Origin of the sequence: Liquorilactobacillus mali (assembly GCF_001437155.1) — a bacterium.
Classification (GTDB): Bacteria; Bacillota; Bacilli; order Lactobacillales; family Lactobacillaceae; genus Liquorilactobacillus; species Liquorilactobacillus mali_A.
The window spans coordinates 1,721-17,331 of the sequence record NZ_JQAR01000017.1; the positions used below are offsets into that span (position 1 = coordinate 1,721).

Consider the following 15,611-nt stretch of genomic DNA (forward strand, 5'->3'; position numbering starts at 1 on the left):
AAGATAGATAGTTTTGTTTGTCTTAATCGCGGCGTAGCTCAGCTGGCTAGAGCGTCCGGTTCATACCCGGGAGGTCAGGGGTTCGATCCCCTTCACCGCGATATGCAATGTTATAGAACTTGGACCTTTAGCTCAGTTGGTTAGAGCAGACGGCTCATAACCGTCCGGTCGTAGGTTCGAGTCCTACAAGGTCCATTGTGCTAAAAGTTTTTTGTATATTGGATTTTTTAAATTTTATATGGAGGATTACCCAAGTCTGGCTGAAGGGAACGGTCTTGAAAACCGTCAGGTGGGTAAAACCACGCAAGAGTTCGAATCTCTTATCCTCCTTTTTTAATATCGCGGGATGGAGCAGTCTGGTAGCTCGTCGGGCTCATAACCCGAAGGTNTTGAGAGTTGATGGACTTATTTCTTTGGATTTGTTAATCGGGAAGTAGCTCAGTTTGGTAGAGCACTACGTTCGGGACGTAGGGGTCGCAAGTTCAAATCTTGTTTTCCCGACTTGAGGACATAATAGACAATAAAGTTATGGAATTCTGCCATAACTTTTTTTGTGTTCTTTGTTTTTTTTAATATTTAGGTTGATAAAAAATTTTTTTGTGGTTTAATCTGTAACAAAGATAAAATAGTTTGGAAGTATGTCATTAACTTTGCAATTGTGATTTTTTTCCGTATAATAAAAGTCAATATTAGTCAAATTAAAAAGGATGATTGCATGCAAAGTCAAAATATTTCAGATATTATTGAAAAATATCTAAAAAGTATTTTAGCTGATTCGCAACAGATTGAAATCAAGCGTTCCGAAATAGCTGAGCTTTTCAATTGTGTACCATCACAGATCAATTATGTTATCAATACTAGGTTTACAATTCAGAATGGATATGTCGTGAAAAGCAAGCGTGGTGGAGGTGGCTATATCAGAATTGTTAAAGTAAATTTATTAGATGATTCGGATGTTATAGACGATTTGATTAATATGGTAGGGGATGAAATTGACTTTAATAAGGCATTTCAAATCATTCAAAGTTTATATCAAGAAGGAATGCTTACAAGAAGGGAATCTAATTTGATTATTTCTAGTATTGATAAGCGGACTCTTGCCTTTGAGAATAGACAGATTGAAAAGATCGTTAGGGCAAGAATTTTAATCAGCATATTGAATCGCTTAAGATACGACGACTAGAAAGTGAGGGGTTATATATGGATAATTTATTTACACCAAGCGCGAAAAAAGTCTTAGTTTTGGCACAGGAACAAGCTAAATATTTTCGCCATCAAGCAATTGGAACTGAACATTTATTACTTGCTTTGACCCTCGAAGAACATGGTATAGCAGCAAAAGTTTTAAAACAATTTATAATTACTGAAACGGATGTTAGAGAAGAAATTGAACGAATCGCTGGATATGGGACGTTGAAAAAAACTGATAAAATCGGTTATCTTCCATATTCTCCTAGGGCAAAAGAAATACTTGCATTGGCTGGCGATGAGGCTAAGAGAACCAATGCACAAAAAATCGGGACTGAGCATCTTCTACTTGCTCTTTTGAGAAATAACGATATTCTTTCTTCACGTATTTTACAGGCACTTAATGTCGATACAAGGAGAATGTACCAGTCAATAGTCCATAAATTGGGTTTGAGTGAAGCCCAGATGAAAAAGTATGAGAAAAAGTCAACTAAGGCAAATGGAACACCAACACTTAATTCTTTGGCGCGAGATTTAACTGATTTGGCTCAAAATAAGAAAATAGATCCAGTAATTGGGCGTGAAAAAGAAGTTAAGCGATTGATCCAAGTTTTAAGTCGAAGAACAAAAAATAATCCTGTTCTACTTGGTGAGCCTGGAGTTGGTAAAACTGCGGTAGCAGAAGGACTTGCAGAAGCAATTATCGCTGGAGATGTTCCTGACTCATTGCAGAATAAGCGGGTAATGATGCTTGATATGGGATCGTTAGTAGCTGGGACCAAATATCGTGGTGAATTTGAAGATCGCGTTAAGAAAATAATTGATGAGATTTATGCAGATGGCAATGTTATCTTGTTTATCGATGAATTGCATACCTTGATTGGTGCTGGTGGTGCAGAAGGGGCAATTGATGCTTCAAATATTTTGAAACCTGCATTGGCTAGAGGAGAAGTTCAAGTTGTTGGAGCAACGACACTTGATGAGTTTCAAAAGTATATTGAGTCTGATTCTGCACTTGAACGTCGTTTTGCTAAGGTAATGGTAGAGGAACCTTCAAGTGAGGATACAGTTGCAATTCTTAAAGGCTTGCGTTCTCGTTATGAAGAGCACCACCAAGTTGAGATAACAGATGAGGCAGTTGAGAGTGCTGTGCAATTAAGTGTACGTTATATTTCAGACCGCTTTTTACCGGATAAGGCAATTGATTTAATGGATGAAGCTGCTGCACGTGTACGAATTGAAAATAGCAATGGAATAAATAAAATTGCTGAAAAGAGGAATGCACTAAAGGACCTAGCGGAACAAAAAGTTGCAGCATTGGGTTCAGCAAACTTCGCTGGAGCTGCTGAAATTAGGGAAAAAGAATTAAAAATCAAGAAACAGGTTGAGAGACTATCAGAGTCTAATGAAAAGCATTCTGGATATGCTTTGAGTGTCGAGGCTGAAGATATCGCAAAAATTGTTTCTGAATGGACTGGTGTACCGGTTACACAGATGCAAAAGAAGGAAACGAACCGCTTAATTGATCTTGAAAAGGTCTTGCACAAGCGTGTTATTGGGCAAGATGAAGCTGTTTCGGCTGTTTCTCGTGCTATTAGACGTGCAAGAAGTGGGTTGAAGGATCCAAATCGCCCAATTGGTTCATTTATGTTCCTTGGTCCTACAGGTGTTGGAAAGACGGAACTTGCTAAGAGCCTTGCAGAAGTGATTTTCGGTTCAGAGGATTCCATGATTCGTATAGACATGAGTGAATACATGGAGAAATATGCAACCAGTCGTCTTATCGGTTCACCACCAGGATATGTTGGCTATGAGGAAGGCGGCCAACTAACTGAGAAAGTAAGACAGCATCCGTATTCAGTTATTCTTTTTGATGAAGTTGAGAAAGCTCATCCGGATGTGTTTAATATTCTGTTACAGGTTTTAGATGATGGATATCTATCAGATTCAAAGGGCAGAAAAGTTGATTTCAAGAATACAATCATCATAATGACATCAAACCTTGGTGCAACTGCACTTAGGGATGAAAAGGAAGTTGGTTTTGGCAGTACTGACTCGGCAAATGATTTCACTAAGATGTCGGCTAAGATTAATGAAGTCTTGAAGAAAACATTTAGGCCTGAATTTCTTAATAGAATTGACGAAACAATCATTTTCCATTCACTTAAAAAAGAGGAACTGCATAAAATTGTTAAACTCATGGCAAATGAATTGCTGGATCGCGTAAGGGCGCAGAATGTTTCGATTAAAATCACGCCTGCTGCTGTTGATGTAATCACGAAAAATGGTTTTGATCCTGAATATGGTGCAAGACCAATTAGAAGGGCTTTACAGACCGAAGTTGAAGATAAATTGAGTGAGTTATTGATTACTGGACAAGTTAGGGTAGGAAGCAAGGTAACGATCGGAGCATCTAAGGGTAAAATCAATATCACTGTTACTGAAAATGAAAATAAAAAAGAATTAACAAAACAGTGATGTCGTTCCTAAGGCAGATGATTTAAAATTTGTTTATTATGTAGCCAATTAATTGTAGAGGAGCCATTGCAAAGCAATTGTTTTGTGATGGTTTCTCTATTATTATGCTTTAGTTTATATTGTTATGGGATTAGCTGAAGTAACTTTGACTTCCGTTAGTCTTATTCTTGACATAATAAAATTTTATTGTTAATATAAGTAATTGCAAAACTGTGAAATGGGGAGACTGTGATCTATTGTCCATAGGATCCCCTTATAGAAGCAAAAATAGTGTTAATTCGTTTTACGATGTGACCTGTTTTTGGTTTTTTTTTGCCAAAAAAATGTTTTTTTAGCAATTTGTAACACAAATGTAATATTTGTTGGCTGTCACAGAAAAATTTTGAGAGGTGAACAACTTGGCAGGACATATAGTAAAATACGGTAAACACCGTACACGTAGAAGTTATGCTCGAATCAAGGAAGTACTTGACTTGCCTAACTTGATTGAGATTCAAAGCGACTCCTACAAGTGGTTTTTGGATGAAGGTCTTCGCGAAATGTTTGAAGATATTATGCCAATTGAGGATTTTGCGGGTAACTTATCGCTTGAATTTGTCGACTATCAGTTGCTTGAACCTAAGTACACTGTAGAAGAAGCAAGACAACATGATGCAAATTATTCAGCTCCACTCCATGTAACACTTAACTTGATTAACCATGAAACCGGTGAAATCAAGGCACAAGATGTTTTCTTTGGTGATTTTCCGTTAATGACTGAACAGGGTACGTTTATCATCAATGGTGCTGAACGTGTAATTGTTTCTCAGTTAGTACGTTCACCAGGAGTGTATTATAACTCTGAATTGGACAAAAATGGGCGTGAGAATTACGGTACAACGGTAATCCCTAATCGAGGTGCATGGTTAGAGTATGAAACGGATGCAAAAAATATTGCATACGTTCGTATTGACCGTACACGTAAGATTCCTTTAACTGAATTAGTTCGCGCTCTTGGGTATAGTTCAGACGATGAGATTATCCAAATTCTTGGTAGCTCTGATAGCCTGATGCTGACTCTTGAAAAAGATGTTCACAAAAATGCAGATGATTCACGTGTTGTCGAATCATTGAAAGATATTTATGAAAGACTACGTCCAGGGGAGCCTAAAACTGCTGACAGTTCACGTAGTTTGTTAACTGCACGCTTTTTTGATCCAAAACGTTATGATTTAGCTCCTGTTGGTCGCTACAAGATTAATAAGAAACTTGATTTAAAGACTAGATTGCTTAATTTAACACTTGCTGAAACGTTAGCAGACCCTGAAACAGGGGAAATTATCGTTAACAAGGATACTGTACTGGATAAGCATGTTATGGAGAAATTGACACCATACCTTGAAAAGAATGATTTCAAGACTGTTGTTTTCCATCCATCAGATGAAGGGGTTGTTACTGACCCTATGACACTTCAAATCATTAAGGTTTACTCTCCAAAGGATCCAGAAAAAGTTGTAAACATGATTGGTAATGGAAACATTGATTTGAAGTTTAAACACATTTTACCTGCTGATATTATCGCTTCAATGAACTATTTCTTTAATTTACAAGAAGGAATTGGGTTTGTTGATGATATCGATCATTTGGGTAATCGTCGTATCCGCTCAGTTGGTGAATTATTACAAAATCAATTTAGAATTGGTCTTTCACGTATGGAACGTGTTGTTCGTGAAAGAATGTCGATTCAAGATACATCAACTGTGACACCACAACAATTAATTAACATTCGTCCTGTAGTTGCTTCCATCAAGGAATTCTTCGGTAGTTCACAACTTTCACAATTTATGGACCAGACCAATCCACTTGGTGAATTAACACATAAGCGTCGTTTATCTGCCTTAGGACCTGGTGGTTTGACTCGTGATCGTGCTGGGTATGAAGTTCGAGACGTTCATTATACTCATTATGGCCGGATGTGCCCGATTGAAACACCTGAAGGGCCTAATATTGGTTTGATTAACAGTCTTTCCTCATATGCTCGAGTAAACCGTTATGGCTTTATTGAAACTCCGTACCGTCGTGTTTCATGGACAACACATATGGTTACGGATAAGATCGATTATTTGACTGCTGATGAAGAAGATAATTATGTTATTGCACAAGCCAACTCACCATTAAATGAAGATGGTTCATTTGTTGACAATGTTGTTATGGCTCGTAGCAAGAGTGAAAATATTGAAACAACTGTTGATAAAGTCGATTACATGGATGTTTCACCTAAACAAGTTGTTGCGGTTGCGACGGCATGTATTCCATTCTTGGAAAATGATGATTCTAACCGTGCGTTGATGGGTGCCAACATGCAGCGTCAAGCTGTGCCTTTGCTTGATCCACATGCTCCACTTGTTGGAACAGGTATTGAATATAAGACTGCACATGACTCAGGGGTAGCTTTAATTAGTAAGAGTGAAGGTACCGTTGAATATGTAGATGCACGTGAAATCCGTGTTCGTCGTGCTGATGGTTCGCTTGATAAATACAAATTAATGAAATTCCGTCGTTCTAATGGTGGTAAGAACTATAACCAAAGACCAATTGTTCGCGTGGGAGACCATGTTGACTATGATGAGGTTCTGGCCGATGGTCCATCAATGGAAGGTGGAGAGTTAGCATTAGGACAAAATCCATTGATTGCCTTCATGACCTGGGATGGTTATAACTTCGAAGATGCGATTGCTATTAATGAACGCTTGGTTAAAGAAGATGTATACACATCGATTCATATTGAAGAGCATGAATCAGAAGCTCGTGATACAAAGCTTGGGCCTGAAGAAATGACTCGTGAGATTCCTAACGTTGGTGAAGATACATTACGTGATCTTGATGAATTTGGAATTGTGCGCATTGGTGCCGAGGTTCATGATGGTGATATTTTAGTTGGTAAGGTTACCCCTAAAGGTGTGACAGAATTATCTGCTGAAGAACGTCTGTTGCATGCAATCTTTGGTGAAAAAGCTCGTGAAGTTCGTGATACTTCATTGCGTGTACCTCATGGTGGCGGCGGAATCGTGCAAGATGTAAAAATCTTTACACGTGAAGCTGGTGATGAATTGTCTCCTGGTGTTAATATGATGGTTCGTGTTTATATTGCACAAAAACGTAAGATTCAAGTTGGTGACAAGATGGCTGGACGTCATGGTAATAAAGGAACAGTTTCAATCGTTATTCCTGAAGAGGATATGCCATTTATGCCTGATGGAACTCCAATTGATATTATGCTTAGCCCGATGGGTGTGCCATCTCGTATGAATATTGGACAGGTTCTTGATCTTCACTTGGGTATGGCAGCTCGCAAACTTGGTATACATGTTGCTTCACCAGTTTTTGATGGTGCTCGTGATAGTGATATCTGGGATGCTTTAAAGGAAGCCGGCATGTCAACTGATGGGAAAACAGTTCTTTATGACGGTCGTACAGGTGATGCATTTGATAACCGAATTGCTGTCGGTGTTATGTATTACATGAAACTTGCACATATGGTTGACGATAAGATCCATGCTCGTTCAATTGGACCATACTCACTTGTTACACAACAGCCACTTGGTGGTAAAGCACAGTTTGGTGGACAGCGTTTTGGTGAAATGGAAGTATGGGCACTTGAAGCATATGGTGCCGCATATACTTTACAGGAAATTTTGACGTATAAGTCTGATGATGTTGTTGGACGTGTTAAGACTTATGAGGCAATTGTCAAAGGTGAACCAATTCCAAAACCAGGTGTTCCTGAATCATTCCGTGTACTTGTAAAAGAGTTGCAATCATTAGGACTTGACATGAAAGTCTTGGATGCAGCTAAGAATGAGATTGAATTACGTGATATGGATGACGAAGACGATGAAGTTGTTAATGTCGATGCTTTAAGTAAGGTAGCGAAAGAACAAGCTGAAAAGAAAGAACAAAAAGAAGAAGTCAATGTGGAAAAGACTGAATCTAGAACTGAGAACTAGTTGCTACAAAATCAGCTAGTCAGCTACTCTAATCATCCAAATAAGAAAAGGAGGTCGGTCTCTTGATCGATGTCAATAAATTCGATAGTATGCAGATTGGTTTGGCTTCTTCAGATAAGATCCGTAGTTGGTCTTATGGTGAAGTGAAGAAACCAGAAACAATAAACTATCGTACTCTTAAACCAGAAAAAGACGGTTTGTTTGACGAAAGAATTTTTGGACCAACAAAAGATTGGGAATGTGCATGTGGTAAATACAAACGTATTCGTTATAAGGGAATCGTTTGTGATCGTTGTGGTGTTGAGGTTACACGCTCTAAAGTCCGCCGTGAACGTATGGGACATATTGAACTTGCAGCCCCAGTTACACATATCTGGTATTTTAAAGGAATCCCTAGCCGCATGGGTCTAGTGCTTGACATGAGTCCACGTGCACTTGAGGAAGTTATTTACTTTGCCTCATATGTTGTTACAGAACCAGGGAACACACCACTTGAGAAAAAGCAACTTTTAACAGAACGAGAATTTCGTGAAAAACGTGAACAATATGGGCATGAATTCAAGGCCGGAATGGGTGCGGAAGCAATTCGTACCTTGTTACAAGATGTCGAACTTGAAAAGGAATGTGCAGAGTTAAAAGAAGAATTAAAAGAAGCAACTGGGCAAAAGAGAACACGTGCAGTTCGTCGTCTTGATATTCTTGAAGCATTCCTACAATCAGGAAATGAACCTAGCTGGATGGTAATGGATGCAATTCCTGTTATCCCACCAGATCTTCGCCCGATGGTACAGCTCGAAGGTGGACGTTTTGCAACTTCAGACTTAAATGATCTGTATCGTCGTGTAATTAACCGTAATAATCGTTTGAAACGCTTGCTCGATTTGAATGCACCCGGAATTATCGTTCAAAATGAAAAACGCATGTTACAAGAAGCTGTTGATGCACTGATTGACAATGGTCGCCGAGGACGTCCTGTAACTGGACCTGGTAATCGACCATTGAAGTCATTGTCACATATGCTTAAAGGTAAGCAAGGACGTTTCCGTCAAAACTTACTTGGTAAGCGTGTTGATTATTCTGGACGTTCTGTTATTGATGTTGGGCCTAAGCTCAAAATGAATCAAATGGGAATTCCTCATGAAATGGCACTCGAATTGTTTAAACCTTTCATGATGAAAGAACTTGTTCAGCGTGAGATGGCTTCTAATATCAAGAACGCTAAACGAAAACTTGATCGTCGAGATGAAGACATTTGGGATGTATTGGAAGATGTTATTAAGGAACATCCTGTTCTTTTAAACCGTGCACCTACACTTCACCGTTTGGGTATCCAAGCTTTTGAGCCAACCTTAGTAAATGGGAAGGCTATGCGCTTGCACCCATTAGCTTGTGAGGCGTACAATGCCGATTTTGATGGAGATCAGATGGCTATTCATGTTCCGTTGTCTGCAGAAGCACAAGCTGAGGCACGCTTGCTGATGCTTGCCGCTCATCATATTTTGGCTCCTAAAGATGGTAAACCAATTGTTACTCCATCACAGGATATGGTTATTGGTAACTATTACATGACAGTTGAAGAAGCAGGCCGAGAAGGCGAAGGAATGGTTTTCAAAGATGTCAATGAGGCACGTACGGCATACTTGAATAACTATGTCCATTTACACACACGAATTGGTTTGCAGACTGCTTCCCTTGCTAAATTGGGCAAGCCATTCAGTGATTGGCAAAAAGACCGTGTTATGGTTACAACCGTTGGTAAAGCAATCTTTAATGAGATTCTCCCACCAGAGTTTCCATACTTGAATGAACCAACAGAAGAAAACCTTACAGGGAAAACACCTGATAAGTTCTTCCTCGAACCGGGTGCTGATATTCATCAATATCTTGCTGATCACGAATTGATTTTGCCATTTAAAGCAGGTTTCTTGAGTGATATTGTTGCCGAAGTTTACAAGAAGTTTAAAGTTACTGAAACATCTAAGCTGCTTGATAGAATGAAGGACACTGGATATTATGAGTCTACTAAGTCCGGATTGACCGTTGGTATTTCCGATGTTACTGACTTGAAAGAAAAGCCTGCAATCATTGACAAGGCTCATAAAGAAGTTGCAAATGTTGCAAAACAGTTCCGTCGTGGTTTGATTACCGAAGATGAACGTTACGAAAGAGTAATTGCAATCTGGAATGATGCAAAGGACCAGATTCAAGAAAAACTTATTCAGAACATGAATCCTAAGAACCCAATTCAAATGATGTCGGATTCTGGAGCACGTGGTAATATTTCAAACTTTACGCAGCTTGCTGGGATGCGTGGCTTGATGGCTGCTCCTAACGGTAAGACAATGGAATTACCAATCATTGCAAACTTCCGTGAAGGTTTGTCTGTTATGGAAATGTTTATTTCTACTCACGGTGCCCGTAAAGGTATGACTGATACGGCTCTTAAGACTGCTGATTCTGGTTATCTTACACGTCGTTTGGTTGATGTTGCACAAGATGTAATTATTCGTGAAAAAGATTGTGGAACTGATCGTGGGCTTGATGTAACAGCAATTCGTGAAGGTAATGAATTGGTTGAACCATTATATGATCGTATTTTAGGCCGTTACACAATGAAGGAAGTTAAGGATCCTAAGACGGGTGAAGTTATTGTACCTGCAAATGTTATGATGGACGAAGAGATAGCAACTAAGATCATCAACGCCGGTGTTGAAATGGTTACAATTCGCTCTGCATTTACATGTAATACTCGTCATGGGGTATGTGAACACTGTTATGGTCGTAATATGGCTACTGGCGATGAAGTTGAAGTTGGTGAAGCAGTCGGAACCGTTGCTGCTCAATCAATTGGTGAACCAGGTACTCAGCTTACGATGCGTACTTTCCATACCGGTGGTGTTGCTGGAGATGATATTACGCAAGGACTTCCTCGTGTTCAAGAAATTTTTGAGGCACGTAACCCTAAAGGTCGTGCTGAGATTACTGAAGTTACAGGTGTTGTTGAGGCCATTGAAGAAAATCCTGCTGAGCGTACAAAGGAAGTCACTGTTAAGGGTGAAACTGATACAAGAACTTACAGTCTACCATTCACTTCAGTATTAAAAGTTGCTGAAGGAGATAAGATTCATCGTGGAGATGCGCTAACTGTTGGGTCGATTGATCCTAAACAACTTATTCAGGTGCGCGATGTCTTATCAACTGAAAACTATATTCTAAGAGAAGTCCAAAAGGTTTACCGTATGCAAGGGGTGGAAATCTCCGATAAGCATATTGAAGTTATGTCTCGTCAGATGTTACGTAAAGTTAGAGTGATGGATCCAGGGGATACAGAGCTTTTACCAGGTACATTGATGGATATTTTCGATTTCAAAGACCAAAATTACAAAACTCTTATCCAAGGTGGAATTCCGGCTACTGCAAGACCAGTATTGCTTTGGATTACGAAAGCTTCCCTTGAAACAAATAGTTTCTTGTCGGCTGCTTCGTTCCAGGAAACTACACGTGTCTTAACGGATGCTGCAATTCGTGGTAAGAATGACCCACTCATTGGTTTGAAGGAAAATGTTATCATTGGTAAGATTATTCCTGCTGGTACAGGTATGCCTGACTACCGTGGGATCAAGCCAAAAGAAGTTGGAACTGTTTCTGAAAATGTCTATTCTATTTCTGATTTAGAGAAGAAAATGAAGGAAGAAGAAGCTGCTGCACAAGGCTCCACTTCGAATGACTAATTAAACACAAAAAAACTGCGAATTTTTATCGCAGTTTTTTTTGTGTCTTCGATTACAACGGATGAGCAACAACAATAATAATAATGAGAGAAAGAGCCTGAAATGGTAAAAAGGGAACTTTTTTTAAATGAGTGACTAAGAAAAATAGAATGCAAAGTGTTGAAGCGATAAGCAATAAATACAAAGTATATTGATAACCAATTGTAAAATAGGAGGTAATTATATAGAGTACATCGGCCCAGCCAAACATTTTTTTGATTGAGAAATAAACAAGTACGCTCAACAACAAAGAAAATTGAAAGAAATAGGAGAACGAGAATTCAAAAAATATAATATTTAATGCTGAGAATATCAAAAAGCCTAGATATAAAATATTGCTTGAAGCTGCATATAATTTATAGTCTTGAAGTCCAAGGCAAAGGCTCCACATAATAAAGGAAAATAAAACAAAAAAGTAGGGACGAGAATAATTTGAATAGCAAAACACTGCAAGGCTTCCTCCCAAGAGTTCTATAATTGTGCTCAGCGGTGAAATTCTCGAGGTGCAAAAAAAGCAGCGCCCTTTCTGCAAAAAGAAACCAAGAATGGGAATTAACTGCCAAGCTTTTAGGGGATGGTGGCAATGCTCACAAAAAGAGCGTCGTTGCAATTGAGATATATTATTGACGTATCTCCAGCTGTAGCACACAATGAAAGAACTTAAAACTGAACCTAGTAAGAAAATTAAGACATCATACATTTAGAAGACCACCTTTTGTCTATTTCAATGTAATTACGCACTCAAAATAAAAATGGAAAATATTTAAAAAACATTGACAGGTAACCAAGCAAGATGTTATTATACTCAAGGTGCTTTATGTGGACAGTTTCTCTCGTTGTCGGGACATGCTGACTGTGTTACGTTAGCATACATCGTTTCATTCGGGTTCTTTTTTATTTTTTTGCAAAATAATGAACCACCTGGATGTGTGTACTTAAAAAATGTAAATTTAGGAAGGAGGAAGCTTTAGATGCCAACAATTAATCAATTAATTCGTAAAGGTCGTAAATCTAAAGGTTCAAAATCTGATTCCCCAGCTTTAAACTTTGGGTATAACAGTTATAAGAAAGTTCAAACAAACAATCCTGCTCCTCAAAAACGTGGGGTTGCAACTCGTGTTGGTACAATGACACCTAAGAAGCCTAACTCAGCTTTACGTAAGTATGCTCGTGTTCGTTTGTCCAACTTGATTGAAGTTACAGCGTACATTCCAGGTATCGGTCATAACTTACAAGAACATAGTGTTGTTTTGATTCGTGGAGGTCGTGTAAAGGATCTTCCTGGTGTTCGTTACCATATCGTTCGTGGTGCTTTGGATACAGCCGGTGTTACTGACCGTAAGCAAAGTCGCTCGAAGTATGGTACTAAGAGACCTAAGAAATAATAATAGATCGGTTTAAGGAGGTTATTTAGATGCCAAGAAAAGGTGCTGTTACAAAACGTGAAGTATTCCCAGATCCAATTTACAAATCTAAATTGGTTACTCGTTTGATTAATCGTCTGATGGTTGATGGCAAACGTGGGACAGCTTCAAGAATTTTATACGAAGCTTTTGATTCAATTAAAGAAGAAACAGGCAACGAACCATTGGAAGTGTTTGAAGAAGCAATGAAGAACATCATGCCTGTACTTGAGGTTAAGGCTCGCCGTGTTGGTGGTTCTAACTATCAGGTTCCTATTGAAGTTCGTCCAGATCGTCGTACTACATTAGGTTTGAGATGGTTGGTTAACTATTCTCGCTTACGTGGTGAACATACTATGCCAGAACGCTTGGCAAAAGAAATTATTGATGCTGCCAATAATACTGGTGCATCTGTTAAGAAACGTGAAGATACACATAAAATGGCAGATGCGAACCGTGCATTTGCACATTATCGCTGGTAATTTTGGAAAATGGCTATTATATGATTTCAGTAATCCTATAGTAGTCATTTTTTTGAAATTATTTAAAATGTTCATAATCTTAATTAGATTTGGAAGGAGAAATCTCTCAAATGGCTAACAAACGTGAATTTCCGTTAGAAAAGACACGTAATATCGGGATCGTTGCTCATATCGATGCTGGTAAAACGACAACGACAGAACGCATCTTGTATTATACTGGTAAAATCCATAAAATTGGTGAAACCCATGAAGGGGCATCACAAATGGACTGGATGGAGCAAGAACAAGAGCGTGGTATTACAATTACATCTGCTGCTACAACTGCTCAATGGAAAGATCATCGTATTAATATCATTGATACCCCAGGACACGTTGATTTTACAGTCGAAGTTGAACGTTCATTGCGTGTTCTCGATGGTGCTGTAGTTGTTCTTGATGCACAGTCAGGTGTTGAACCACAAACAGAAAATGTTTGGCGTCAAGCCACAACATATGCTGTTCCCCGAATTGTTTTTGCTAACAAAATGGATAAAATTGGTGCGAACTTTGACTACTCTGTAAGTACAATCAAAGATCGTCTTCAAGCCAATGCCGTAGCTATCCAAATGCCAATAGGTGCTGAGGATGAATTTCAAGGTGTTATTGACTTGCTTGAAATGAAGGCCGATATCTATGATGAAGATGAGCTCGGTTCAAAATGGGATACAGTCGATATTCCTGATGATTATAAAGAAGAAGCACAAAAACGCAGAGATGCAATGATTGAAGCAATTGCAGATGTTGATGAAGGTATTATGGAAAAATATCTTGAAGGTGAAGAAATCTCTGTGGCTGAATTAAAAGCAGCTATCCGTAAGGCAACATTAAACTTAGAGTTATTCCCTGTTTTAGCTGGTTCAGCTTTCAAAAACAAGGGTGTTCAGATGATGCTCGATGCAGTTAATGATTACTTGCCATCACCTTTGGATGTTAAGCCATATAAGGCTACTGATCCAGAAACAGATGAAGAAGTTGAATTAGTTGCTGGTGATGATAAGCCATTCGCCGGTTTAGCATTTAAGATTGCTACAGACCCATTCGTTGGGCGTTTAACTTTCTTCCGTGTATATGCTGGAACACTTGAGGCTGGTTCTTATGTATTGAATGCCACAAAGGACAAACGTGAACGTGTTGGTCGTTTGTTGCAAATGCATTCAAATCATCGTAAGGAAATTGCTGAAGTGTTCTCTGGTGATATTGCTGCTGCAATCGGTTTGAAAGATACAACAACTGGTGATTCCTTAACTGATATCAAGCATCCATTAATTCTCGAATCAATGGAATTCCCTGATCCAGTTATCCAAGTATCAATCGAACCCAATACAAAGGCTGATCAAGATAAGATGGATGTTGCTTTGCAAAAGCTTGCCGAAGAAGATCCAACTTTCAAAGCTGAAACTAACCCTGAGACTGGTGAAACATTAATCGCCGGAATGGGTGAACTTCATTTGGATATTATCGTTGATCGTATGAAACGAGAATTCAAAGTTGAAGCTAAAGTTGGTGCTCCTCAAGTTGCTTACCGTGAAACATTTACTAAACAAGTATCTGCACAAGGTAAATTTGTTCGCCAGTCTGGTGGTAAAGGTCAATACGGTGATGTTTGGGTTGAATTTACACCAAACGAAGAAGGTAAAGGTTTCGAATTTGAAAATGCTATCGTTGGTGGGGTTGTTCCTCGTGAATATATTCCTTCAGTAGAACAAGGCTTGCGTGAATCAATGAAGAATGGTGTCCTTGCAGGATATCCATTGATCGATGTTAAGGCTAAGTTATATGATGGTAGTTATCATGATGTCGATTCTAGTGAAGCTGCATTTAAGGTAGCTGCATCATTGGCATTGCGCAATGCTTCTAAGAGTGCCGGTGCTGTAATTCTTGAACCAATCATGCGTGTTGAAATTGTTGCTCCTGAAGATTACTTAGGTGATGTTATGGGGCATGTTAATGCTCGTCGTGGTCGTGTTGAAGGTATGGAAGCTCGTGGAAATGCACAAGTTGTTAAGGCTTTTGTGCCACTTGCTGAAATGTTTGGTTACGCTACAACATTACGTTCAGCTACACAGGGACGTGGAACATTCACAATGACAATGGATCATTACGAACCAGTTCCAAAGAGTATTCAAGAAGAAATTATCAAGAAAAACGGCGGTAATGCCGAATAATTAAAAAAGAACCAAGACAAAAGCTAATTTTTGCCTTGGTTCTTTTCTTATATAGTAGGTATTCTTTCTAGTGGATTTTAAACAATGAACAGTGCCAATT

General features: G+C 38.9%; 8 protein-coding genes and 4 tRNA genes. 11 read left to right on the forward strand and 1 reads right to left on the reverse strand.

Annotated elements, in window-relative coordinates; genetic code table 11:
- Window positions 1-27 precede the first annotated feature (27 nt).
- The 8 genes from IV36_RS07795 (at window position 28) to rpoC (ending at window position 11,383) form a co-directional block, all read left to right on the forward strand.
- A tRNA-Met gene (locus IV36_RS07795) sits at window positions 28-101 on the forward strand.
- A gap of 20 nt (window positions 102-121) precedes the next feature.
- Window positions 122-195 (forward strand) — tRNA-Ile (locus IV36_RS07800).
- Between the two features lie 45 nt (window positions 196-240).
- Window positions 241-330: transfer RNA gene (locus IV36_RS07805), tRNA-Ser, on the forward strand.
- Window positions 331-427: 97 nt separating this feature from the next.
- Window positions 428-501: transfer RNA gene (locus tag IV36_RS07810), tRNA-Pro, on the forward strand.
- Window positions 502-715: 214 nt separating this feature from the next.
- Window positions 716-1,183, forward strand: a complete 468-nt coding sequence (locus IV36_RS07815) for a CtsR family transcriptional regulator (protein WP_010078206.1) — start codon at window positions 716-718, stop codon at window positions 1,181-1,183.
- Between the two features lie 17 nt (window positions 1,184-1,200).
- Complete coding sequence (locus IV36_RS07820) at window positions 1,201-3,666, forward strand: ATP-dependent Clp protease ATP-binding subunit (RefSeq protein ID WP_056991602.1); 2,466 nt, start codon at window positions 1,201-1,203, stop codon at window positions 3,664-3,666.
- Window positions 3,667-4,055: 389 nt separating this feature from the next.
- Window positions 4,056-7,652, forward strand: a complete 3,597-nt coding sequence (rpoB, locus tag IV36_RS07825; protein ID WP_156648642.1) for a DNA-directed RNA polymerase subunit beta — start codon at window positions 4,056-4,058, stop codon at window positions 7,650-7,652.
- Window positions 7,653-7,714: 62 nt separating this feature from the next.
- Window positions 7,715-11,383 (forward strand): DNA-directed RNA polymerase subunit beta', encoded by a 3,669-nt coding sequence (gene rpoC, locus IV36_RS07830; protein ID WP_056991604.1) that lies wholly within the window; start codon window positions 7,715-7,717, stop codon window positions 11,381-11,383.
- 52 nt (window positions 11,384-11,435) lie between these two features.
- On the opposite strand, the gene IV36_RS07835 is transcribed toward rpoC, so the two are convergent.
- On the reverse strand, window positions 11,436-12,122 hold the full coding sequence (locus tag IV36_RS07835) for a prepilin peptidase (protein ID WP_056991605.1): 687 nt from the start codon (window positions 12,120-12,122) through the stop codon (window positions 11,436-11,438).
- Between the two features lie 271 nt (window positions 12,123-12,393).
- Between IV36_RS07835 and rpsL the strand changes: the two genes are divergently transcribed.
- The 3 genes from rpsL to fusA all read left to right on the forward strand — a co-directional run bounded on the left by rpsL (window position 12,394) and on the right by fusA (window position 15,511).
- Window positions 12,394-12,807, forward strand: coding sequence for a 30S ribosomal protein S12 (gene rpsL / locus IV36_RS07840; protein ID WP_003689453.1), 414 nt, complete (start codon window positions 12,394-12,396; stop codon window positions 12,805-12,807).
- A 29-nt stretch (window positions 12,808-12,836) separates the two neighbouring features.
- Window positions 12,837-13,307 (forward strand): 30S ribosomal protein S7, encoded by a 471-nt coding sequence (rpsG, locus tag IV36_RS07845; RefSeq protein ID WP_003689451.1) that lies wholly within the window; start codon window positions 12,837-12,839, stop codon window positions 13,305-13,307.
- A gap of 110 nt (window positions 13,308-13,417) precedes the next feature.
- Window positions 13,418-15,511 (forward strand): elongation factor G, encoded by a 2,094-nt coding sequence (gene fusA, locus IV36_RS07850; protein ID WP_056991606.1) that lies wholly within the window; start codon window positions 13,418-13,420, stop codon window positions 15,509-15,511.
- The last annotated feature ends 100 nt before the right edge of the window (window positions 15,512-15,611 follow it).

Coding starts and splice junctions, on each gene's coding strand:
- rpsL (WP_003689453.1), top strand. CDS start 12,394: ATGCCAACAATTAATCAATTAATTCGTAAAGGTCGTAAATCTAAAGGT.
- rpsG (WP_003689451.1), top strand. CDS start 12,837: ATGCCAAGAAAAGGTGCTGTTACAAAACGTGAAGTATTCCCAGATCCA.
- IV36_RS07820 (WP_056991602.1), top strand. CDS start 1,201: ATGGATAATTTATTTACACCAAGCGCGAAAAAAGTCTTAGTTTTGGCA.
- IV36_RS07815 (WP_010078206.1), top strand. CDS start 716: ATGCAAAGTCAAAATATTTCAGATATTATTGAAAAATATCTAAAAAGT.
- IV36_RS07835 (WP_056991605.1), bottom strand. CDS start 12,122: ATGTATGATGTCTTAATTTTCTTACTAGGTTCAGTTTTAAGTTCTTTC.
- fusA (WP_056991606.1), top strand. CDS start 13,418: ATGGCTAACAAACGTGAATTTCCGTTAGAAAAGACACGTAATATCGGG.